Source organism: Brevibacterium album DSM 18261 (genome assembly GCF_000426445.1).
Taxonomy (GTDB): domain Bacteria; phylum Actinomycetota; class Actinomycetes; order Actinomycetales; family Brevibacteriaceae; genus Brevibacterium; species Brevibacterium album.
The window spans coordinates 112,563-134,040 of the sequence record NZ_KE384526.1 but is presented as its reverse complement, the minus strand read 5'-3'; the positions used below and the strand labels follow the sequence as shown (position 1 = coordinate 134,040).

The 21,478-nt window shown below is 71.7% G+C and carries 20 protein-coding genes; 14 read left to right on the top strand and 6 right to left on the bottom strand.

From position 1 onward, the window contains the following. From K318_RS0114045 to dprA, 4 genes are all read left to right on the top strand, one after another. Positions 1-318 (top strand): DUF2469 domain-containing protein, encoded by a 318-nt coding sequence (locus tag K318_RS0114045; RefSeq protein WP_029089944.1) that lies wholly within the window; start codon positions 1-3, stop codon positions 316-318. 433 nt (positions 319-751) lie between these two features. Continuing rightward, on the top strand, positions 752-1,111 hold the full coding sequence (locus K318_RS0114040; protein ID WP_029089943.1) for a YraN family protein: 360 nt from the start codon (positions 752-754) through the stop codon (positions 1,109-1,111). After that, positions 1,108-2,718 (top strand): YifB family Mg chelatase-like AAA ATPase, encoded by a 1,611-nt coding sequence (locus K318_RS0114035; protein ID WP_084500243.1) that lies wholly within the window; start codon positions 1,108-1,110, stop codon positions 2,716-2,718. Before K318_RS0114040 ends, K318_RS0114035 begins: the two co-directional genes overlap by 4 nt. A 5-nt stretch (positions 2,719-2,723) precedes the next feature. Beyond that, positions 2,724-3,998: a DNA-processing protein DprA gene (dprA, locus tag K318_RS22115; protein ID WP_035282109.1), complete on the top strand. Its 1,275-nt coding sequence runs from the start codon at positions 2,724-2,726 to the stop codon at positions 3,996-3,998. On the opposite strand, the gene K318_RS22110 is transcribed toward dprA, so the two are convergent. After that, positions 3,946-5,058, bottom strand: a complete 1,113-nt coding sequence (locus K318_RS22110; RefSeq protein ID WP_084500241.1) for an EamA family transporter — start codon at positions 5,056-5,058, stop codon at positions 3,946-3,948. The genes dprA and K318_RS22110 overlap by 53 nt on opposite strands. Continuing rightward, positions 5,055-5,768, bottom strand: a complete 714-nt coding sequence (locus K318_RS22105) for a TetR family transcriptional regulator (RefSeq protein WP_084500239.1) — start codon at positions 5,766-5,768, stop codon at positions 5,055-5,057. Before K318_RS22105 ends, K318_RS22110 begins: the two co-directional genes overlap by 4 nt. A gap of 215 nt (positions 5,769-5,983) precedes the next feature. On the opposite strand from K318_RS22105, the gene K318_RS0114015 reads away from it, so the two are divergent. Then, complete coding sequence (locus K318_RS0114015; RefSeq protein ID WP_084500237.1) at positions 5,984-6,991, top strand: tyrosine recombinase XerC; 1,008 nt, start codon at positions 5,984-5,986, stop codon at positions 6,989-6,991. Between the two features lie 68 nt (positions 6,992-7,059). Here the strand turns inward: K318_RS0114015 and K318_RS22100 are convergent, their stop codons facing one another. Beyond that, entirely contained in the window at positions 7,060-8,421 is a 1,362-nt protein-coding gene (locus K318_RS22100) for a D-alanyl-D-alanine carboxypeptidase family protein (protein ID WP_245579916.1), read from the bottom strand. Between the two features lie 549 nt (positions 8,422-8,970). On the opposite strand from K318_RS22100, the gene rpsB reads away from it, so the two are divergent. From rpsB to K318_RS22090, 8 genes are all read left to right on the top strand, one after another. After that, positions 8,971-9,837: a 30S ribosomal protein S2 gene (gene rpsB / locus K318_RS0114005; RefSeq protein ID WP_029089940.1), complete on the top strand. Its 867-nt coding sequence runs from the start codon at positions 8,971-8,973 to the stop codon at positions 9,835-9,837. A 72-nt stretch (positions 9,838-9,909) separates the two neighbouring features. Beyond that, the gene (tsf, locus tag K318_RS0114000) at positions 9,910-10,737 is read left to right on the top strand and encodes a translation elongation factor Ts (protein ID WP_029089939.1); all 828 of its coding nucleotides are present in this window, start codon (positions 9,910-9,912) and stop codon (positions 10,735-10,737) included. A gap of 179 nt (positions 10,738-10,916) precedes the next feature. Continuing rightward, positions 10,917-11,675: a UMP kinase gene (gene pyrH / locus K318_RS0113995; RefSeq protein ID WP_029089938.1), complete on the top strand. Its 759-nt coding sequence runs from the start codon at positions 10,917-10,919 to the stop codon at positions 11,673-11,675. A 136-nt stretch (positions 11,676-11,811) separates the two neighbouring features. After that, on the top strand, positions 11,812-12,369 hold the full coding sequence (gene frr, locus K318_RS0113990) for a ribosome recycling factor (protein WP_029089937.1): 558 nt from the start codon (positions 11,812-11,814) through the stop codon (positions 12,367-12,369). 7 nt (positions 12,370-12,376) lie between these two features. Continuing rightward, positions 12,377-13,759, top strand: coding sequence for a phosphatidate cytidylyltransferase (locus K318_RS22095; RefSeq protein ID WP_245579915.1), 1,383 nt, complete (start codon positions 12,377-12,379; stop codon positions 13,757-13,759). Positions 13,760-13,799: 40 nt separating this feature from the next. Further along, a complete protein-coding gene (rlmN, locus tag K318_RS0113975; protein WP_029089936.1) occupies positions 13,800-15,137 on the top strand; it encodes a 23S rRNA (adenine(2503)-C(2))-methyltransferase RlmN in 1,338 nt (445 codons plus the stop codon). A 7-nt stretch (positions 15,138-15,144) separates the two neighbouring features. Next, positions 15,145-15,702 carry a DivIVA domain-containing protein gene (locus K318_RS0113970; protein WP_029089935.1) on the top strand — a complete coding sequence of 186 codons (558 nt, stop codon included), beginning with the start codon at positions 15,145-15,147 and terminating at the stop codon, positions 15,700-15,702. Positions 15,703-15,704: 2 nt separating this feature from the next. Continuing rightward, positions 15,705-16,379 (top strand): hypothetical protein, encoded by a 675-nt coding sequence (locus tag K318_RS22090; RefSeq protein WP_051298044.1) that lies wholly within the window; start codon positions 15,705-15,707, stop codon positions 16,377-16,379. A 30-nt stretch (positions 16,380-16,409) separates the two neighbouring features. Here the strand turns inward: K318_RS22090 and K318_RS0113960 are convergent, their stop codons facing one another. Next, positions 16,410-17,717 (bottom strand): alpha/beta fold hydrolase, encoded by a 1,308-nt coding sequence (locus tag K318_RS0113960; RefSeq protein WP_156914031.1) that lies wholly within the window; start codon positions 17,715-17,717, stop codon positions 16,410-16,412. Positions 17,718-17,891: 174 nt separating this feature from the next. Here K318_RS0113960 and K318_RS0113955 point away from each other — a divergent pair, with 174 nt between their 5' ends. Beyond that, on the top strand, positions 17,892-18,422 hold the full coding sequence (locus K318_RS0113955) for a hypothetical protein (protein ID WP_029089933.1): 531 nt from the start codon (positions 17,892-17,894) through the stop codon (positions 18,420-18,422). A gap of 20 nt (positions 18,423-18,442) precedes the next feature. Here K318_RS0113955 and K318_RS0113950 read toward each other — a convergent pair whose 3' ends face one another. Beyond that, a complete protein-coding gene (locus K318_RS0113950; protein WP_029089932.1) occupies positions 18,443-20,089 on the bottom strand; it encodes a long-chain-fatty-acid--CoA ligase in 1,647 nt (548 codons plus the stop codon). 125 nt (positions 20,090-20,214) lie between these two features. After that, entirely contained in the window at positions 20,215-21,432 is a 1,218-nt protein-coding gene (locus tag K318_RS0113945; protein ID WP_029089931.1) for an acyl-CoA dehydrogenase family protein, read from the bottom strand. Between the last annotated feature and the right edge of the window lie 46 nt (positions 21,433-21,478).

Below are 21,478 nucleotides of genomic sequence, written 5' to 3'. Positions count from 1 at the left end.
ATGAGTGCAGAGGACCTGGAGGACTACGAGGCGGATCAGGAGCTGGCGCTCTACCGCGAGTACCGTGATGTGGTGGGGCTCTTCACCTATGTGGTCGAGACCGATCGGCGCTTCTATCTCGCGAACGCGGTCGATCTCAAGGCGCATGAGGCGGGCACCGACGTCTACTTCGAGCTCACGCTCAAGGACGCCTGGGTGTGGGACACGTTCCGCTCTGCGCGGTTCGTCACGAACGTGCACGTGCTCACGTTCAAGGACGTGAACATCGAGGAGCTCGCGAAATCCGATCTGGAGCCGCCCACGGCGCTCCGCCGGTGAGGGCTGAGCGCTCGTCCTGCTGAAGGCGCGCCCCGTGAGGGCGAGGGCCGCGACCCCGGGGCGATGATGCCCATGGCTCTGCGAGGACTGCGCTTCCGATCTCCGTGACGGCCGTGCTCTCGGCTCCGTGACGGCCTGAGCGCGGCACCGGTGCGTACATGATCTGTGGACTGCGGCGTACGGGAGTGCGTCGGCTGCGCCTGTCCTCGGGTCGTCTGCCGACCGCCCCCGTGCCGACTGCGCGATGCCGTTGCCCGTTCTGCCGGTTTCCGGCGGGGGCTCGGCGGTCGCGGCGCGGGCGGGCTGCCCGAGGTCACAGGAGCCCTGCGGGAAGACGCGTCCGTGCGCACATCCGTCCTGTGGATCGTCCTCGGCCGTCCACAGCTCTGGGGCGGGCCTTGTCCGTGAGGACGGCGGCGGCTGTCATGGGCCCATGTCCAGACAGTCATTGGGAAGCAGCGGCGAAGACCTCGCGGCCGACCGACTCGGGGCCGCCGGCTGGCGGATCATCGCACGGAACTGGCGGTGCCGGCACGGTGAGATCGACATCGTGGCGGAGGAGCCGGACGGCCCCACCGTCGTGTTCGTCGAGGTGCGCACGAGGTCGAGTCTGCGCTCGGGCCATCCGCTCGAATCGATCGGCGCGCGCAAGCGCCGGACCCTGCGCACGCTCGCGGGGGCATGGCTCGCCGAGCAGCCGCAGTGGATCCCGCAGTTCCGCATCGACGTGATCGGGATCGTGTGGCCGCCGGACGGCCAGCCGGAGCTCACCCACCTGCGAGGGCTGTCATGAGTACGGCGGCCTCCGATCCGGAGGCACTGCCCGCGACCGCGCTCCCGGAGGGGCGGGCGCCGTCCGAGGCGCGGACCAGGAGGATCGGCCGGACGGAGGCGATCGCGCTCGCGGGCCTCGACGGCACGCCGGTCGTCGTGGAGGCGAGCGCGAACGCCGGCATTCCGGGCATCGACATCGTGGGGCTGCCGGATGCGGCGGTGAGCGAGTCCCGCAAGCGCATCCGCGCGGCGCTGCACAACATGGGCGTGACGATCCAGACGCTGCGGTACACGGTCTCGCTGGCGCCGGGGAGCGTGCGCAAGGTGGGCACGGGCTTCGACTTGGCGATCGCCGTCGCGATCCTTGAGGTGGAGGGATGCCTCGATCCGGCCGCGGTCCGGGGCGCCGTGTTCTGCGGTGAGCTGGGTCTTGACGGCAGGGTGCTGCCGTTCCCGGGGGTCCTGCCCACCGTGGTCTCCGGCATGCGCGCCGGCTTCCGCCGTTTCGTGGTGCCCGCCGGTTGCGCGGAGGAGGCGGGAATGGTGCCGGGTGCGCAGATCGTGCCTGCGGTGAGCCTCGCCGACTGCGCGGTGACGCTGGGAGCGAAGGACATCAGGCCCGCACCCGCGGAGGCCGTGCGTCCGCACCCGGTGCGGCACGCGCCGCGGCCGCAGATCCACGACCTGTCCGAGGTGCAGGGGCAGGACGACGCCCGCTTCGCGCTCGAGGTCGCGGCGGCCGGCGGACACCATCTCCTCATGATGGGAGCGCCCGGTGCCGGGAAGACGCTCATCGCCAGCTGTCTGCCGGGGATCCTCCCGCCGCTCGATCCTCCCGCGGCCGTCGAGGTGATGGCACTGCGTTCGCTGGCCGGGACGCTCACGCGGGAGGACACGGCATCGGCGCTGCCGCCGTTCGAGACCCCGCACCATCGCACCACGGCCGCGGCGATGCTGGGCAGCTCGCGCCCCAACATGGTGGGGGTGTTCTCCCGTGCGCATCGAGGCGTGCTGTTCATGGACGAGGCCCCGGAGTTCTCCCGCGATGTGCTCGAGGCGCTGCGGGAACCGGTGGAGTCCGGCTGGTGCCGGGTGTCGCGCGCCTGGGGCTCGGTCACGCTGCCGGCGGAGTTCCAGCTGGTCATGGCGGCGAACCCCTGCCCCTGCGGTGCGGGCCTCGGGCCGGACTCGGCATGCCGCTGCACGCCCGCGGACAAGCGGCGGTACCGGGACAGGCTCTCCGGTCCGCTCCTGGACCGGGTCGACATCAGGCTGGAGATGCTGCCGGTGACGCCGGCGGACGTGCATGCGCCCATCCCGCGGGAGTCCTCGGAGGAGGTGGCCCGGAGGGTCGTCCGCGCCAGGGAGGCGCAGGCGGCTCGGTACGCGGACATGCCCTGGAGCACCAATGCGAGGGCGCCGGGGGCCTGGCTGCGCAGGGCCTTCGCCTTCTCCGCCGCGGAGACGCGGGTGCTGGACAGGGCGCTGGAGACGGGGGCGCTGTCGATGCGCGGCTATGACCGGGTGGTGCGGATCGCCGCCTCCATCGCGGACCTCGCCGGCACCGAGCGGCCGGGCGCGGACGAGCTCGGCGCGGCGCTGCTCATGCGGACGCAGGAAGGGTGAGGACGATGGGCAGTGCGGAGGCGGAGCGGAGGGCCGCGGCGGACCTCGTGCGGATGGCGGAGCCGGGGGATGCCCTCCTGGGAGCGCTCGTACGCGCCTGCGGGTTCGAGGAGGCGCACGGACTGGCCCTGAGCCGCGAGGCAGGCGCCCGCAGGCGGGCGGCAGACGCGGTGGTGGAGGCGCTGTCGGAGACGGAGGACGACGCGGGACCGCTGCGCGCACGGGTGCGCGCCGCCCACGACCGCTGGCGTGTGCGGTTCCGCGAGCTCGACGCGGAACGGGATCTGCGCGTCATGGCGAAGCTGGGCGGGCGGCTCGTCCTCCCCTCCGATCCGGAGTGGCCGGGCGGCGTCGACGATCTCGGCGCTCAGGCGCCGTTCGCCCTCTGGGCGCGGGGACCGCTGCCGCTGGCCGAGGCCCTGTCCCGGTCGATCGCGGTCGTGGGCGCCCGTGCCGCGGACTCCTACGGGCTCACCGTCACCCGGCAGCTCGCCTGGGATCTGGCCGCCGCCGGGCACGCAGTGGTCTCCGGGGGTGCGTACGGTGTGGACGCGACGGCCCACAGGACGGCCCTGGCAGCAGGCGGCGTGACGGCGGCGTTCATGGCGGGAGGAGCGGACAGCGCTTACCCCCGCGGCAATGCGGAGCTGCTGGGCCGGATCGCCGAGAGGGGCGTGATCGTCTCCGAATCCGCACCGGGGCAGACGGCCATGCGGCACCGCTTCCTGCTGCGCAACCGCCTCATCGCGGCAGCCGCACGAGCGACCCTGGTGACGGCGGCCGGACACCGCTCGGGTGCGCTCAACACCGCCCGCCGGGCCGCCGAGCTCCTGCGGCCGGTGGGCGCGGTGCCGGGCTCGGTCATGGCCGCTCACTCGGCAGGCTGCCATCGGCTCATCCAGGAGGGTGCCGCGGTGCTCGTCGTGCGGGCCGAGGACGCGCTCGCTCTCGCGGGCAGCCTGGGGGAGGCGATGGAGCAGGCGGCTCGTGGAGAGTGCGGAAGCCGCAGCGAGGACGAGGGCGGCGGCGCGAGTGGGGCGGGCAGCTCGGATGCCTCGGATGCCTCGGGTGGCCAGGGCGAGCTCCGGCTCACCGACGGCCTGGGCCCCGCCGAGCTTCAGATCTACTCCGCGCTCCCGGTGCGGCGGGGTGCGGATGTGCCCACGCTCGCGGCGAGAGCGGGTCTCGCGATGCCTCAGGCGATGTCCGCCCTCGCCTCACTCGAACTCAGCGGGCACGCGGAGAAGACCGCCCGCGGGTGGTCGAAGCGGAGGGGGTGAGCGATTCCACGTCGACTGCATCGGCACCTGAAGAGGCAGGCCGCGTCGCATCGGCCGGATCGAGGTCCGTCACTCCGCGTTCTGTCCGCCCGGGTCCCGCCTCGGCTGGTCTGGTTCCAGCGGGTCCGATTCCCGCTCGCCCGGTTCTCGCCCCTCCGGCTTCGCCGCTGCCCGCGTTGGCGGGGGCCACGGCGAGGACGGCGAGCACCGCCGCGAGCACGCCGAGGCCGGTCCATCCGAGCGCGCTCAGGCGCTCGCCGACGACGAGGACCGCCAGCACCGCGGCGACGGCGGGCTCCGTGAGAGTGATCGTCGTGGCCATGCTCGCCGCGACCTTGGTGAGGCCGTAGCCGAACAGGAGGTAGCCGAGGAACATCGGCACGAGCGCCATGTAGCCGGCGGTGAGGGCGGCCTGGGAGGAGGCGATGAGCGGTGCTCCGGTGAGCAGGAGGACCGGGAGGAGGAACGTGCCGCCGAGGCCGAACACGGCTCCCATCGCGGCGCCTCGGGCCACCCCGGTGCGCATGAGGCGCTGGGCGACCCAGGAGAAGAGGGCGTAGGAGGCGCCCGCGACGAGGCCCAGAGTGATGCCGAGGACCAGGTGCCGGGGATCCGCCGTATCGTCGCCGAGGGCGGAGACGCACAGCAGCACGCTGCCGATGATCCCGAGCCCGGCGGCGAGCATCCACCAGCGGCTCAGCGCGCGTCCCTCGACGATGCGCTCGAGGGCGCCGGAGGCCAGCGGTGCGGAGGCGAGCGAGACGACGGAGCCGATCGCCACGCCCGCCAGGTGCATGGAGCTGTAGAAGGCGAGGGGGTAGACGGCGACGGCGAGTGCGCCCAGCAGGACGAGCGCGCGGCGGGGCCGCAGGAGCGTGCGGCTGCGCCAGAGCTCCGGGACCGCGATCGCGGCCTGCAGGAGGCCCCCGATGCCGAGGGCGGCAGCGCCGATCGCGAGGGGACCGGCCTCCGGGGCGAAGGTCGCGGCGGTTCCGGTGGTGCCCCACAGCACGGAGGTCACGGTGACGGCGAGGACGCCGAGCAGCGGTCCGCGGCTCATGCGCGCATGCTCTCTCCGTGCGTCTCCGCGTGCGCCTTCGCAGGCGTGGGCACCCCTGCAGTCGTGTGCGCATCCGCGGTTCCGGGCCCAGCGGTCGCAGAGGGGTCGTCGCCCGCCGTTCCGAGCATGCCCGCCGCGATCGCACGAGCCCGATCGAGACGGGCAGGCGTCCCCTCAAGTCCCGCGCGGCTCATCGCGCCCTCGAGGAGGAACGAGAAGTGCTCGGCGAGTTCCTCGGCATCGATGCGGTCCAGGGCGCGCAGGGCGCGGAGGAGGATCTGCTCGACCTCCTCCTTGTGTTCGCGCACAGCTCTGCGTCCGGGGGAGCCGGCGGGCAGCTCCGCCGCGGCATTGAGCAGCCCGCAGCCGCGGAAGCCGTTCTCGTAGGCGAGCTGCGCATGATCGAGATAGGCGTCGAAGACGGCGAGCACCTGGCCGACCGGTCCATCTGCGTGTGCGCTCCGGGCGGCATGGAGGCCGAGCCACTCCTCGTGCCGGGCGCGGAGGTAGGAGGCGGCGAGCTCGTCCTTCGAGGCGAAGTTGTTGTACAGGCTCTTCTTCGCCACTCCGGCCCGCGCGATGATCGCGTCGATCCCAGTGCTGGTGATGCCGCCGCTGTAGAAGAGGCTCATCGCCGCATCCAGCAGCTTCTCCCTCGCCGATGTGCGGGCCGACGGCGCGTGCGCGTCGGCCCTCTGCGGGATGTGCATGGCGGCTCCGTTCTGCGGGCGGGCGGTGTCGGATTCAGCCAATCACAGATAGCCCGACCGGTCTACCTACCCAGATGCGACGATCTGCGGGAAGGCGCTCCGAGGGGAGGCGACCTGCGGCGTGCGATGTGCGCGTGCGTGGGAGCCCTGCGCTGCCTGCCGAGCACAGCGCGCGTCGCGTTCACTGCCTCGCAGGCGAGTCCTATTCTGGTCCCATGTCCGCCTCCCGACCGGCATCGCTCCCGCCCCTCGCGGCCGCGCTGCGCAGTGCCGAGTACCGCGATGCCCTCGAGGCCTTCGACGAGCACCTGCGGCTGGAGAAGGGCGCCTCCCCTCACACGCGCCGGGCCTATCTGAGCGATGTCGCGGCGCTGCTCTCGGGGTTGGAGGACGAGAGCGAGGAGGCGGGCCTGCCGCTCGCCCGCATCGAGGCCGGGAATCTCCGCACCTGGGTGCTCGGGATGGCCGGCGAGGGTGCCGCGCCGTCGTCGGTGGCCCGCCGGGTCGCCGCGGTCCGGCGCTTCTTCGCGTTCTGCCTGCGCACCGGCAGGATCGCGGCCGACCCCGCCGTGCGCCTCCGCACCCCGAAGAAGCCGCGCCGCCTGCCCCGTGTGCTCCAGCAGGACCAGGCCGCGAAGGTGTTCGATGCGGGCGCTGAGGGCCCGGACCGGACGGGGGAGGAGGCCGAGAGCACCGGAGGGGATCCGCGGCAGGAAGCGGAGAGCCTGCGCGACACAGCCGTCGGCGAACTTCTCTATGCCACCGGGATCCGGGTCTCCGAGCTGGCGGGACTGGATCTCGGCGACATCGACGAGAGCGCGCGGCTGCTCACGGTGCTCGGCAAGGGCGGAAAGCTGCGCAGGGTCCCCTATGGGACGCCGGCCGCCGAGGCGCTCGCCCGCTGGCTCGCGACCGGCCGCCCCGCCCTCGCGGAAGCGCGGTCGGGGCAGGCCCTCTTCCTGGGGGTGCGCGGCGGGCGGATCGACGTCCGGCAGGTGAGGCGGATCGTGCACCGGCTCACGGCCTCGGTGCCGGGCGCGCCGGAGCTCTCCCCGCACGGCATGCGACACTCCGCGGCGACCCACATGGTGGAGAACGGCGCCGACATCCGCCAGGTGCAGGAGCTGCTGGGGCACGCGGCTCTCAGCTCGACCCAGATCTACACGCACGTCTCCCTGTCCCGGCTGGCCGCGGTGTACGAGCAGGCGCACCCGCGTGCCTGATGTGCACTGCACCCGCGTGCCTGATGTGCACTGCACCCGCGCGCCTGAGGTGGCCCTGCATCCGGGCCTCATCCCGGACCGGCCGCGTACTCCCAGTGCCAGGCCTCGGGCAGCGATCCGCCCTGCCGTGCCCAGGCGGGGTGGATCCAGCCGAAGCGCGGGGCGTTCTGCCGCATCCAGGCGTGCTGCTCCGTCCCGAACCGGTTCACACCGCTGCCCAGGTCGACGGCGAGGCCCCAGCCGTGGTTCGACGTGCCCGGCGTCGCAGCCATCCTGCCCTTGCGCCGTTTCAGCACCACCTGCGTCTCGTAGTCCCGGTAGGCGTCCGTCACTGAGACGGGAGTGCCGAAGCGCTGGGCGAACGCCGCGCTGAGCGCATCGAAGGCGCGTGCGGCATCGCAGCGGAGCCGGTGTCCGGGCGCGGATTCCAGGGGGCACATGGCGATGAGCGGGATCCGCCCGTTCCGATGCCCGCCCCACGGGCCGGCGCCGCTGCGCTGGGCGTCCGGCGGGACATCGGGCAGTTCGGCAGGGGCCTCGGCGGCGGGCAGGAGGATCACGTCCGGTCCGCCGAAGAAGGCCAGGGGATCCCAGTACCTGCGCGTCCCATCGTCTCTCCGCACGCCGACGTGGAGGCAGCCGTCCGCACAGTGGGGCGGATCGGACACCGTGCCGATCCGCTGCCCCGGGGCGACAGGCTGTCCCTCCTCGACCTCCGCATCGACGCTCTCCATGCTCACGATCCAGCCGTCCGCGAGAATGCTCACCACGGGTCTGCCCGCGACCGGTCCGGCGAAGCGGACCGTGCCGGCGGCCGGAGCGCGCACCGCCTCGCCGCTCAGGGCCTCGAGGTCGACGCCCCGGTGCCCGCTGTGCCAGTCCTCCTCGGGAGGGTCGAAGCCGCGCACCACACGAGCGCCGGGGACCGGCGGCAGCCAGGTGCGGGGAACGGACTGAGGCATGGGACGGGCGAGGGCGGAGACCTGCGCGGTGAGGCTCCCTCCGGCGGGCGCGGGCGGTGCGGAGACTATGTGTGCCGGCGTCGGTGCCGGTGCCGTGCGGCCGGCAGGGGGCGGCACTGCCGAGACTGCGGGCACCGTGCCCAGAGGTGCGCTCAGTGCGAGGGCGAAGGCGGCCGCCGCGAGCATCGCGGCGGCGCGAGCGGCACTCCGGCCGAGGCTCGCCTCGTCCGCGCTCCGGCCCTCCGAGCCGGTGCCCAGGAGTGCCCTGCGGTCCGCCGTCCGGCCCGCCCGGCCTGCCCGGCCTGCCCGGCCCGCCCGGCCCGCCCGGCCCGCCCGGTCGACCGCCTCATCGTCCCCGGCGGCTCCCGGGTGCTCTCCGCTCCGAGAGTGCGTCCCGCCGGGCCTCGGACGCCTTCCGCTCCGGGCGCGTGCCGCAGGTCCCCCTGCTGATGCCGTGTCTGCGTTCATGCGGCCAGGGAACCGCCGCGGCGGGAGCTCCGCCAGGCCCCGTCCGGATCTGTGGACGGGGCCTGCGGCATCCACAGGGCGACGTGCGCATGGACTGCAGGCCTTTCCCCAGGTCGAGTGCGCAGGGCGGTCGGTGCGTCGTCGGACTGCGATTGGCGGGACCGCCCCGGCGGCACTAGACTGCTCCCAGCGGCACTGTGTCCGTGTACGGGAGGCCGGGCGCCTGAGCTCGGAGTCCTCATTCAGAGTCCTGAGCTCCGGCTCGGGAGGGCGAACCGTCCGGACCGGTGCTGACTTCGCGCATCCGCTCACACACGGACCGGGCCGACGGTGCGAACCTCGTGTTCGCCGGTGAGGTCCGCGGATGCCAGGCATGAACCGCAAACGCTGACGGCCCCTCGGGGCCCGCGTGTGCGCACAGGCTCGGACGGGTGACGGCAGACATGCCCGAATCCGTCCACAGGGGCAGGCGCGCATCTGCGACCACCAGGGTGTCAGCCCGACAGGTGCGCACGCACATCCGTGGTGCGCATGGAAGGAGGCGTCGGCATGGCCGTCGTCACAATGCGCCAGCTGCTCGACAGCGGCGTCCACTTCGGACACCAGACCCGCCGTTGGAACCCGAAGATGAAGCGCTTCATCTTCACCGAGCGCAACGGCATCTACATCATCGATCTCCAGCAGACGCTGGGCTACATCGACTCGGCCTACGAGTTCGTGAAGGAGACCGTCTCCCACGGCGGCTCGATCCTCTTCGTCGGGACCAAGAAGCAGGCCCAGGAGGCCATCTCCGAGCAGGCCAAGCGCGTGGGCCAGCCCTACGTCAACCAGCGCTGGCTGGGCGGCATGCTCACCAACTTCCAGACCATCTCCGGCCGCCTCGCGCGGCTCAAGGAGCTCGAGCAGATCGACTTCGACGACGTCGCCGGCTCGATGTACACGAAGAAGGAGCTGCTGCTCCTCCGCCGTGAGCTGGAGAAGCTCGACCGCACCCTCGGCGGCATCCGCGACATGCAGCGCACCCCCTCGGCGGTGTGGATCGTGGACACGAAGAAGGAGCACCTCGCGGTCGACGAGGCGCGCAAGCTGGGCATCCCGGTCATCGCGATCCTCGACACCAACTGCGATCCGGACGAGGTCACCTACCCGGTCCCGGGCAACGACGACTCGATCCGCTCCGTCAACCTGCTGACCCGCGTGGTGGCCGACGCCGTGGCCGAGGGCCTCATCGTCCGCCACGGCGTGGACGCCGGCGGCGAGAAGAACGTCTCCGCCGTCGAGCCGCTGCCGGAGTGGGAGCGCGAGCTCCTCGAGGGCAAGGGCGAGACCGCCGAGGCGCCTGCCGCCGAGTCCGCAGAGGCACCCGAGGCCGCTGCCGCCGAGGCCGCTCCGGCCGCCGAGGCGACCGAGGCCTGATCCGTCCCCCTGCCCGGCCGCCCTCCCACAGGAGGGCGGCCGGGAACCACCCTCCCAACTGAAGGAGAGCGTATGGCCAACTACACCGCAGCTGACATCAAGGAACTCCGCGAGAAGACCGGCGCCGGCATGCTCGACGTCAAGAAGGCTCTCGACGAGGCCGACGGCGATCAGGCGAAGGCGACCGAGATCCTCCGCGTGAAGGGCCTCAAGGGCGCCACCAAGCGCGAGGGCCGCGCGACCTCCGACGGTCTCGTCGCCACGCACGTGGACGGCGGCGTCGGAACCATCATCGAGTTCAACTCCGAGACGGACTTCGTCGCTAAGTCGGACAAGTTCATCGAGCTCGCGAACCAGATCCTCGCCCTCGCGGTCGAGCACTCCGCCGCCGACGCCGAGTCGCTGCTGGCCACCGAGGTCGACGGCAAGCCGGTCTCGCAGATCATCACCGAGGGCGGTGCGGCGCTGGGCGAGAAGGTCGAGCTCAAGCGCGTCGCCCGCATCGAGGGCGGGGCCGTCGAGTCCTACCTGCACCGCACGAACAAGGACCTGCCCCCGCAGGTCGGCGTGCTGCTCGCATACGAGGGCGAGAACTCCGAGGTCGCGCACGATGTGGCCGTCCACATCGCGGCCCTGGCGCCCAAGTACTTCTCCCGCGAGGAGGTGCCCGCGGAGCTCGTCGAGAAGGAGCGCGCGATCGCCGAGGAGACGGCCCGCAACGAGGGCAAGCCCGCACAGGCGCTGCCCAAGATCGTCGAGGGCCGGGTCAACGGCTTCTTCAAGGAGAACTGCCTCCTCGACCAGGGCTTCGCCAAGGAGCCCAAGAAGTCCGTGGCCTCCGTCCTTGAAGAGGGCGGCGTGAAGGCCACAGGCTTCCTGCGCTTCCGCGTCGGAGCCTGATTCCCCGGCACCGCCTGCGGGCGGTGCCGGCGGGTCCATCGAGAGCGGCATCCCGGTCGGGATGCCGCTCTCGGCGTTCGTCCGCATCCGGCAGGCGTTCCTGGACGGCGGGTGCGCGGCATCTGGGTAGAATCGACGGCGGTCCGCTACCGCCCACCGCATGCCAGGAGACTGCAGACATGTCCGAGAACGCCACTCCCGCCTCCAGCGCCGCCTGCGCGCCGTCGCTGCGCACCGAGCGCCGCCGCGTGCTCCTCAAGCTCTCGGGCGAGGTGTTCGGCGGCGGCTCCGTGGGCGTCAACCCCGATGTCGTCTCCGGCGTCGCCAAGCAGATCGCCAGCGTCGTGCCCGAGGTCGAGGTGAGCATCGTCGTCGGCGGCGGGAACTTCTTCCGCGGGGCGGAGCTGTCCTCTCGCGGGATGGATCGCACGCGCGCCGACTACATGGGGATGCTCGGCACCGTCATGAACTGCCTTGCGCTGCAGGACTTCCTGGAGCAGGCGGATGTGGACACGCGGGTGCAGACCGCGATCCCCATGTCCCAGGTCGCGGAGACCTACATCCCGCGTCGTGCGATCCGCCACATGGAGAAGAACCGCGTCGTGATCTTCGGTGCGGGCGCGGGCATGCCGTACTTCTCGACGGACACCGTCGCCGCCCAGCGCGCCCTCGAGATCCACGCGGATGAGGTCCTCATCGCCAAGAACGGCGTGGACGGGGTGTACTCCGATGACCCGCGGACCAACCCGGAGGCCGTCAAGCTCGATTCGATCACCTACCAGGAGGCGCTCGTGAGCGGCCTCAAGGTGGTCGACGCCACCGCGTTCTCCCTCTGCATGGACAACGGTCAGCGCATGCGCGTGTTCGGGATGGAGGGCGAGGACAACCTGGCGCGCGCGATCGCCGGGGAGAACATCGGGACGATCGTCACCGCCTGAGGGCGGGCGGCCGGCACCCGTCCCCGCCCGAGGCGGTGGGAGGGTGCTGCACGCAATAGAATGGCCGGGACGCGGCGGACACCGGCCGCTGCCCCAGCCGGCACGAGACAGCCACCACGGCAGAGACGAGGACACAGTGATCCAGGAGACTCTCGCGGAAGCGGGCCAGAAGATGGAGCGGACGATCGAGGCGACGCAGGAGGAGTTCGGCAACATCCGCACCGGCCGTGCGAACCCCGCCCTCTTCGCCTCCATCGAGGTCGACTACTACGGCGCGCCCACGCCCCTGCAGCAGCTGGCCTCCTTCCAGGTCCCCGAGGCCCGCACCCTTCTCATCACCCCTTACGACCGCAGCGCCCTCGGTGAGATCGAGAACGCCCTGCGCAACTCGGATGTGGGCGCGAACCCGGCCAATGACGGCAACATCATCCGCGTGGTCCTGCCGCAGCTCACGGAGGAGCGCCGCAAGGAGTACGTGAAGATCGTCAAGACGAAGGCGGAGGACGGCAAGGTCGCGATCCGCAACATCCGGCGCAAGGCGAAGGACGCGCTCGAGAAGATGGCCAAGGACGGCGAGACCGGTGAGGACGAGGTCGACCGCGGCATCAAGGAGCTCGACGAGCTGACCAAGTCCAAGGTCGAGAGCATCGACAAGCTGCTCGACGCCAAGGAAGCGGAGCTGCTCGAGGTCTGAGGCGTACGTGACTGACACCGTTTCGGACTCGCCCGCGAGCGCTGCGCCCCTGCCGAGCCGCCGCCAGCTGCGGCGGCTCGAGGAGGAGGCGCGAGCGGCTGGAGAGGGGCCCCTGGCTCCGGAGGAGCTGCTGCGGCGCGCGCGGGCCGAGATGGCCGCAGGCGCGCCCGGTCCGGCACCGGAGAGCTCTCCGCTCGAGGCTGTCCCGCGCGAGCCCGCCGATCCTCCCGCGCCGGTCGCAGCCGCCCAGATGGTCGCGGTGGCACCGATTCCGGGCCCATCGCTCGCACCGGCCTCGGGAGCGTCCGCCTCGGCGGACGTGTTCGCCTCGTTCGCCTCCCCGGTGGATCCCGACGGCGCGCTCCGGCTCGACGCCGGCTGGGACCCCTACCGGCCGATGGGCCCGGTGACCGCCGCCCTCGACCTCGCCGGCCTCGAGGCCGCACACGGGGAACCGGGACAGCCGGCGCTCGCGACCCCGCCCCGGCCGGCGGATCCGCCACCGCACGCCGGCCCTCCTGCTTCCGAGGCCGCCTCCGCGCCCGCTTCCGAGGCGAAGGACTACGGCAGAGCAGGACGCAATCTGCCCGCCGCGATCGGGGTGGGGGCGATTCTGGGCGGGGGAGTGCTCACCTCGCTCATCCTCTACCCGCCGTCCTTCGTCGTCATCGTGCTCGTGGGCGTGTGCCTGGCGACGTGGGAGCTAGGCGACGCGCTCAAGCACGCGGGTGCGCACGTCTCGAAGTTCTCGACCATCGTCGCGGCCGGATGCATGGTGATCGCGACGGCCTTCGGCGGACGCGAAGCCCTGTGGGTCGCGTTCACCGCCGGGGCCGGCGCGGTCCTGCTGTTCACCCTGCTGGAGGACCTGCAGCGCCGCGGCAACGCAGTCAAGGACGTGTGCGTGAGCCTCTTCGCGCTCACCTATGTGGGCCTGATGGCGAGCTTCGTCGTCCACCTGCTCAGCTTCGATGCGGGCAATCTGCTCGTCATCTGCTTCCTCGCGCTCGTGGTCGCCAGCGACATCGGCGGCTACATCGCCGGCACGCTCCTGGGCCGGCACCCCATCGCGCCGAAGATCTCGCCCAAGAAGTCCTGGGAGGGCTTCGCGGGCTCGGCCCTCATGGCGACGGCGGTGGGCATGGGCATGGCCCACTGGGCGTTCGGGGCACCGCTGTGGACCGGCGCGGTCCTCGGCATCGTCATCCCGGCCTTCGCCACGCTGGGCGACTTCTCGGAGTCGATGATCAAGCGGGACCTCGGCCTCAAGGACATGGGCTCGCTGCTGCCGGGGCACGGGGGAGTTATGGACAGGCTGGATTCGATCCTGCCGACCGCGCCCGTCGCCCTCGTGCTGTTCACCTTCCTTCCGGGGTTCATCACCGGCTGAGCGTCCTTTCAGGCGCGCGCATGCGATAATCGGGGGCAGTATGGCAGACAAGAGCGCACCCACGGCACCCCAGCGGACCTCCTCACGGAAGCAGGTCCGACCCGTCGTCGAGCACGAGGACGGCACGACCTCGCGCACGCCCACACGCGGCGGGCGGCCGCTGCTGGACTTCCGCGGTCCGCGGGTCCAGCAGCCGCCGCAGCACCTCGCGGACATGAGCATGGACGAGCGGATCGCCGCGGTGAAGGAGATGGGGCTGCCCGGCTTCCGCGCCAAACAGCTCTCCACCCACTACTTCTCCCACTGCACCACGGACCCGGAGCAGATGACGGATCTGCCGAAGGACAGGCGGGATGAGCTCGTGACGCGGTTCTTCCCGCCGCTGCTCACCGAGGTCCATCGGCTGCGCACGGGCAACGGCGACACCATCAAGTTCCTGTGGCGGCTCTTCGACGGCTCGCTCGTGGAGTCGGTGCTCATGCGCTACCGGAACCGCATCACGCTGTGCGTCTCCTCGCAGTGCGGCTGCGGCATGAACTGCCCCTTCTGCGCCACGGGCCAGCAGGGGCTGACCCGCAACATGTCGGCGGCGGAGATCGTCGAGCAGGTGGTGCGGGCCAACCAGGCGATCGCGGCGGGCGAGCTCGCGGCGGCCTCGGGCCCGGACGAGAACCTGCTGGGCGAGGTCGCCGCCGAGGTCGGCGACGAGTCCGGTGAGGCCGATGCGCCCGCGGCACCTGCGGGCCCGGCGATGGCGCCTGCCGGAGCCGAGCGGGTCACCAACATCGTCTTCATGGGCATGGGCGAGCCGCTGGCCAACTACAAGCGCGTGATGAATGCGGTGCGCCGCTTCACCGAGCCGCAGCCGGCAGGCCTCGGAATGTCCGCGCGCCGCATCACGGTCTCGACGGTGGGGCTCGTCCCGGGCATCAACAAGCTCGCGATGGAGGACATCCCCGTCACCTTCGCACTGTCCCTGCACGCGCCGGACGACGGTCTGCGCAACGAGATGATCCCCGTGAACACGCGCTGGAACGCGGATGAGGCGATCGACGCCGCATTCGCGTACTTCGAGCGGACCGGCAGGCGCGTGAGCATCGAGTACGCGCTCATCAAGGACATGAACGACCACGCCTGGCGGGCCGCGCTGCTCGCCAAGAAGCTCAACGCGCGCGGGCGCGGCTGGGTGCACGTCAACCCGATCCCGCTGAATCCCACGCCGGGGTCGGTGTGGACCGCATCGGAGCCCGAGGTGGCGGCGGAGTTCGTGCGCGTGCTCCGCGAGGCGGGCGTGCCGACCACCATCCGCGACACGCGCGGCAAGGACATCGACGGCGCATGCGGTCAGCTCGCGACGTCCGTGGCAGAGACGGAGTAGGAGAGGAATGGACACCAACTTCCCCCGCATGACCGGATGGAAGTCCGGATACGACCCGGCTCAGGTCGACAGCTTCTTCAAGCGCGCGAACGAGTCGTTCAGCCGCGAGAACCCGCAGCCGGGCGATCTGGACGCGCGGGCGGTGCGGACCGTCGGCTTCGACCTCGTGCGCAAGGGCTACCACGTGGGCGTCGTGGACGCCGCGCTCGACCGGCTCGAGGACGCCTTCGCCAAGCAGGCGCGCGACCGCATGGTCGCCCAGTCCGGCGAGCAGGCATGGGTCAACGAGCTCACGCGCGCGGCGGGCTCGCTGCGCGGACGCCTCGTGCGGGAGCCGGGCGAGCGCTTCAACCCCGCTGCGAAGGGCGAGGTGGGCTACGACATCGGCGAGGTCGACGCCCTCTGCGATCGCATCAACGCCTATTTCACACAGGGCCAGCCCATGAGCGTGGACGAGGTCCGGCGAGTGCTGTTCCGCACGCGCAAGGGCGATGCCGCGTACGACGAGGACCAGGTGGACGCGTTCATCGACCGGGTGGTCGAGGTCATGGCGAGCGTGGACTGAGCGTGGACTCGACCTTCGATCTGCTCGACCGCCCGATCGCACTCGGCGGGGCCGATGATGTGGTGCTCCGTGCTCCGGCACCGGAGGTGCCCACGCTCGAGGGACGGCCCGTCACCGACCCGCGCCTCATCGCGGCGCTCTCCGTGCCGCAGGAGATCACCCGGGCCGAGGCGCTGGACAGGGTGGCGAAGCTCGGCGGGGTCCTGCGGGTGCTGGGCGCCGACGGTGCGACGGCGCTCATCGTCATGCCTCAGGTGCCGGAGCCGGCGAGGACCTTCGCCGTCCTCGCGGGGCTGCGGATCGGCCTGGAGGTGGTGCTCCAGGACGAGGCCGGCAGCATCGACCTCGACGCCTACGGCTCCGAGACCCTCACCGTCCTGCCCGCGCCCGAGGGCGATGCGGCCTCGCGCGGCGGGCAGGTCTCGGACGGCGCGGACGCCTCTCCGGCCGCGCCCGCGGTGACGGTGACCGTCCGCAGGGTGCGCTCGCACTTCGAGGACGTCGCCGTCCTCGGCGGCGGCATCACGCGCGGCCTCGACGCGATGATGCGGGATGCGCGGATCGAGCCGGTCCCGGCGCGGTTCCGCGATCCGGAGGCACGCGCCCTCACCCTCCCGGACGGCACGCTCACCCGCTCCGGGGCCGCGGAGTTCGCGGCCTCCCTGCTGGAGGGGTGAGGCGCGCCCGCTCGGCGCGGGCCGTCCCGCTCACGCTGTCCGGCGGTGCTGGACGAGGTCGATGAGGTGGCTGATGACCTCGGTGCCGGAGGAACGGATGCCGTTGTGCTCCCAGCTGCTCGTGATCCAGGGTGTGAGACGGGGCAGCAGCGCGGCGGTCTCGAGGGAGTGCGCTGCGGGGACATAGGCGTCGCGGAAGTAGACCGCGGCGGCCGCGGGCACCTCTGCCCGGCGCAGCGCCTCCTCCGTGTAGAGCACCGGCCACTCGTGCTCGGCGAGCAGCGCGGCGATCTCCTTCCACTCGCGCAGCTCGGAGTCCTCCGCGAAGAGGCCGGGGTGGATGTGCTCGCCGCCCAGCAGGGTGGGATCGTCGCGGAAGTCTGCCGGCATGGAGCGCTCGGCGGACCAGCGGGTCGTGTGCCCGTTGGACATCGAGGACTCGTGGATGACGGCGTAGAGCGGATTGCGCCCGCGGAACGGCAGCGCGCCGGCGAGGTCGTGGCGGAATGCGTGGCTCTGCGGGTCGAGGCCGAGCAGCCAGTGCAGGCTCTCCGCGCCGCCGTCGCCGCCGAGGAGGTGCCCGAGCGTACGGAGGCGGGCGGGGGAGACGGCATCTCCGTTCGGCAGGACGATCCCGCCGACGGCTGCGAGCTCGCTCAGCTCCTCCACGCGGTTCCGGTCGCCGGGGAAGCGCCGGTAGTGCGCGAGGGTCTTCTCGCGCATGATCTCCCAGGTGGTCGCGTAGACCTCCGCGGGAGTCCGGTCGACTGAGGGCAGGCCGCCGGTGAAGATCGCCCCGGCGAGGGAGTCGGGGCGGGTGCTGAGGTAGTGGAGGGTCGTGAATCCTCCGAAGGACTGCCCGATGGGGGTGAGGGTCTCCGCACCGAGGAACGCGCGCACGGCCTCGGCGTCGCGGACGATGCCGTCGGCCCGGAAGTGGGTGAGGTACTCCGCGGCGTCTGCGGGGCTCGCCTCGCGGAGGGTGCGCGGAGCCGGCACGCCCGGAGTGCGGGCGAACGAGGCCGGCAGCGGGGTGTCCATGCCGATGGGCGTGGACCGGCCGGTGCCGCGCTGGTCGAGGAGGATGAGCTGATAGTCCTCGAGCACGCGGGGCAGCCACACGGGTGAGGCGGAGCTCAGCGAGGGCCGGGGAGCCTCGACGCCGGGGCCGCCCTGGAGGTAGACGGCATAGGGCCGATCCTCCCCGCCGAAGGCGGTCACGACGCGGGCGAAGACCTCGAGGGTTCCGCGGGCCGGCGCTGCGGCGTCGAGGGGGACGTCCACGGTGATCTCGCGGACGTGCATACCGGGCATGTCATAGGCGGTGTCGCTCATCATGCCACCAGGCTACGCGCAGCCGCGGACGCGAACGGAACGCCGCGGGCACGGACGGAGAGAGTGCGATGCGATGCCCGGACGCGCGCTCCCGCGATGCGGCCGCACGCCGCAGCGGGAGGCGGGCATGGGAGCATGAGCCACAGATGAGGAAGCGAACGGGAAGAGGCGAAGGCGATGCGTGAGGGTGCGTTCTGGGCAGTGGGCGCTGGGGTCGCGCTGGTCGTGACGTGCGTACTGCCCCTCCTGCGCGGCGAGGGGATCATGGCCGGGGACCATCTGGCCTTCGTCGCCTCCATGTTCCTGGCACCGTCGGCGGTGGGAGCGTGCATCTGCGTCCTCACGCGCAACCTCTTGCCGTGGGGCACCTGGGCCCTCACCGTCCCCTGCGTTCTCGGCACCGGTGCAGTCTTCGGGCGGATCCTCCAGGGCTCCTCCGTGTGGGGGCCGATGCTCTACATGACGTACTCGACCATTCCCTTCGTCCTCTTCGTGCCCCTCCTCCGGCTGAGCTGGGCGCTCGACACCCGCCTCCCCGCAGGGGTGTGCGCGGCGAGTCGAGCCGCTCGCCCGAGCTCCGACGAGGATTCCCCGGTCCTCCGCGAGGGAACAGGGGTGATGGAATTCCCACCTGGGATCCGATCCGCATCGCGGAGGATTCGAGGGACGTCCTGCGGGATCTGCGGCAGGACCGCTGACCGTGCCTAGGGGCGCTCAGCCCCTGCCGCTCACCCCTGGATGCGGCTGGCGTGCCCGGCCCACTCCCTCTCCCGCAGATCGTGCTTCTGGATCTTGCCCGTCGAAGTCTTCGGCAGCACCGGCACGAACTCCACATCGCGCGGACTCTTGTAGCGGGCCAGGCGCTCGCGCAGGAACTCGAGCAGCTCCTCGGCCGTGACCGCAGCGTCCTCGACCCGGACCACGAAGGCCTTGGGCCGCTCTCCCCAGCGCTCATCGGGCACGCCCACGACGGCGACGTCCGCGACCCCCGGATGGGCGAGGATCGCCTGCTCCACCTCGATCGTCGAGATGTTCTCGCCCCCGGAGACCACCACGTCCTTCGCCCTGTCCCGCAGCTCGATGTAGCCGTCCGGGTGCATGACCGCGAGGTCGCCGGAGTGGAACCAGCCGCCCGCGAATGCCTTCGCGGTGGCCTCGGGATCCCGGTGGTAGCCCTTCATCACGTTGTTCCCGCGCATGACGACCTCGCCCATCGTCACGCCGTCGGCGGGCACATCGACCAGCTCCTCGCCGTCGTCGTCCGTGCGCACCACGCGGGCCCGCTCCGCCGTGACCATGCCGACGCCCTGTCTGGCCTGCCGGGCGGCGCGGGCATCCTCGTCCAGCTGTGCCCAGCCCTCCTGCCACTCGCCCACGGTGTAGGGCCCGTACGTCTCGGTGAGCCCGTAGACGTGCACGATCCGGAAGCCCATCGCGCTCATGCGCTTGAGCATCGCCGGGCTCGGGGGCGCTGCGGCCGTCGTGATGACGAGTTGCCGGTCGAGGTCGTGCGCGGCCTCGGCGTCCATGATCGTCGTCACGACGGTGGGCGCGCCGTTGAGATGCGTGATCCCGTGGCGGTCGATGAGCTCCCATATGACGGGACCGCGCACCTCGCGCAGGCACACCTGGAGCCCGCCCGCCGCGGCGACGGCCCAGCCCGTGCACCAGCCGTTGCAGTGGAACATGGGCAGCGTCCACAGATAGGCCGTCCCGTGCCCGAAACCGGAGTGGACGATCTCGGAGAACGAGTTGAGGTAGGCCCCGCGGTGCGTGTACTCGACGCCCTTGGGCCGGCCCGTCGTGCCGGAGGTGTAGTTGATCGAGAGCACGGCCTCCTCGTCGTCCACCTCCCAGCGCAGGGAGGAGGCCTCCGCCGAGGCGCCGGCCAGCAGCTCCTCCAGCGTCACCACACGCGTGCCCGCGGGATGGGCCCGAGGCGCAGGCTGCTCGGCGTGCTCCCGGTCCTCGGCGAGCACGATCGTCTCCACGGTCTCGAACTCGGGCGCGACCGCCGTGACCTCGGGCCACAGCACGGTGTCGATCACGAGGATGCGCGCGGCGGAGTGATCGCAGATGTACCGGACCTCCTCCGGTGCCAGGCGCGTGTTGACGGGCACCAGCACCGCGCCGATGAGCGGCACCGCGTACATGCTGATGAGCATCTCCGGCACGTTGGGCAGCATGTACGCCACCCGGTCGCCGGCGCGGATCCCCGCTGCCCGCAGCGCGTGCGCCCGCTCCTCCACCGCGGCGAACAGCTCGGCATAGGTCCACGTCCGCTCCCCGTAGGCGAGGGCGGGACGGTCCGGGAAGACCCGGGCGGAGCGCTCGAGGAACGACAGGGGAGTGAGAGGCGTCTTCCAGGGCTGCATGCTGTCGATCCTTCGCGTGCCGTCCTCATGAGTGAGCGCTTCCCGTCGGTTCTGCGTGCACAGACCGACAGGAACCGCTCACCCGGGGGGCGGGAGGGGGAGAGGGAGAGTGGGGAGGGGGTGTTTCAGTTCGCGAAGGCGTTGATGCCCGTCATGGCCCGGCCCAGCGTGAGCTGGTGGACCTCGTGGGTGCCCTCGTAGGTGAGCACGGTCTCGAGGTTGACCGCATGGCGCAGGGGCGAGTACTCGCTCGTGATCCCCGAGCCGCCGAACAGCGCACGCAGGTCCCGGCACACGTTCATGGCGGTGTCCACGTTCACCATCTTGCCCAGCGAGATCTGCTCGGGCCGCACGCCGGCAGCGGAGTCCTTGAGCTTCCCGATGTGCGCGGCGGTGAGCGTGATGGAGGAGTACTGGCCGAAGGCCTTCGCGAGCTTCTGCTGGCTGATCTGGAACGAGGACAGCGGGCGGTCGAACTGGATGCGCGAGTCCGTGTACCGCAGCGCCTCCTCGAGCGCATCGCGGGCAGCACCCGTCACGCCGAAGACGATCCCGAAGCGCGCCTCGGACAGCGCGGACAGCGGCCCCCGGAGCCCGGAGGCCTTCGGCAGCATGGCGGACTCCGGCAGCCGGACGTTGTCGAGCACGATCTCACCGGTGATCGAGGCCCGCAGCGAGATCTTGCGCTTGACCTCGGGCACCTCGACGCCGGGGGTGTCGGTGGGGACGACGAAGCCGCGCACGAGGCCCTTCTCGCCGGTCTTCTCGTTGACGTCATCGGTCTTCGCCCACACGACCATGACATCGGAGACGGGCGAATTGGTGATCCACATCTTCGCGCCGTTGAGGACCCAGTCGGAGCCGTCGCGGGTCGCGCGGGTCTTCATCCCGGCGGGGTCCGAGCCCACATCCGGCTCGGTGAGGCCGAAGCAGCCGATCGCCTTCCCGGCGGCCATCCGCGGCAGCCACTCCTCCTTCTGCTCCTCGGACCCCCAGTGGTGGATCGAGAACATCGCGAGCGAGCCCTGGACGCTCACGAGCGAGCGCAGACCGGAGTCGATCGCCTCGAGCTCGCGGCAGGCCAGGCCGTACTGCGTCGCCGTCGACCCCGCGCAGCCGTAGCCGTCGAGGTGCATGCCGAGCACACCCAGCTCGCCCAGGCCCTCGGCGAGCTCGCGTGCGGGGATCGTCCCCTCGAGGTACCAGTCGCCGATCTGCTCGCGGACGTGCTCGTCCAGCCAGCTGCGGACCACACCCGCCCAGTCCAGGTCGTCCTGTTCGAACACCTGGTCGATGCCGAGGATCTCGTCCGGTGAGAGGGTCTTTCCCTTGCTGACCGCCACTGCGGCGCTCCCTTCGTTGCTTCCATCGCTGTCTCCGGCTCCGCAC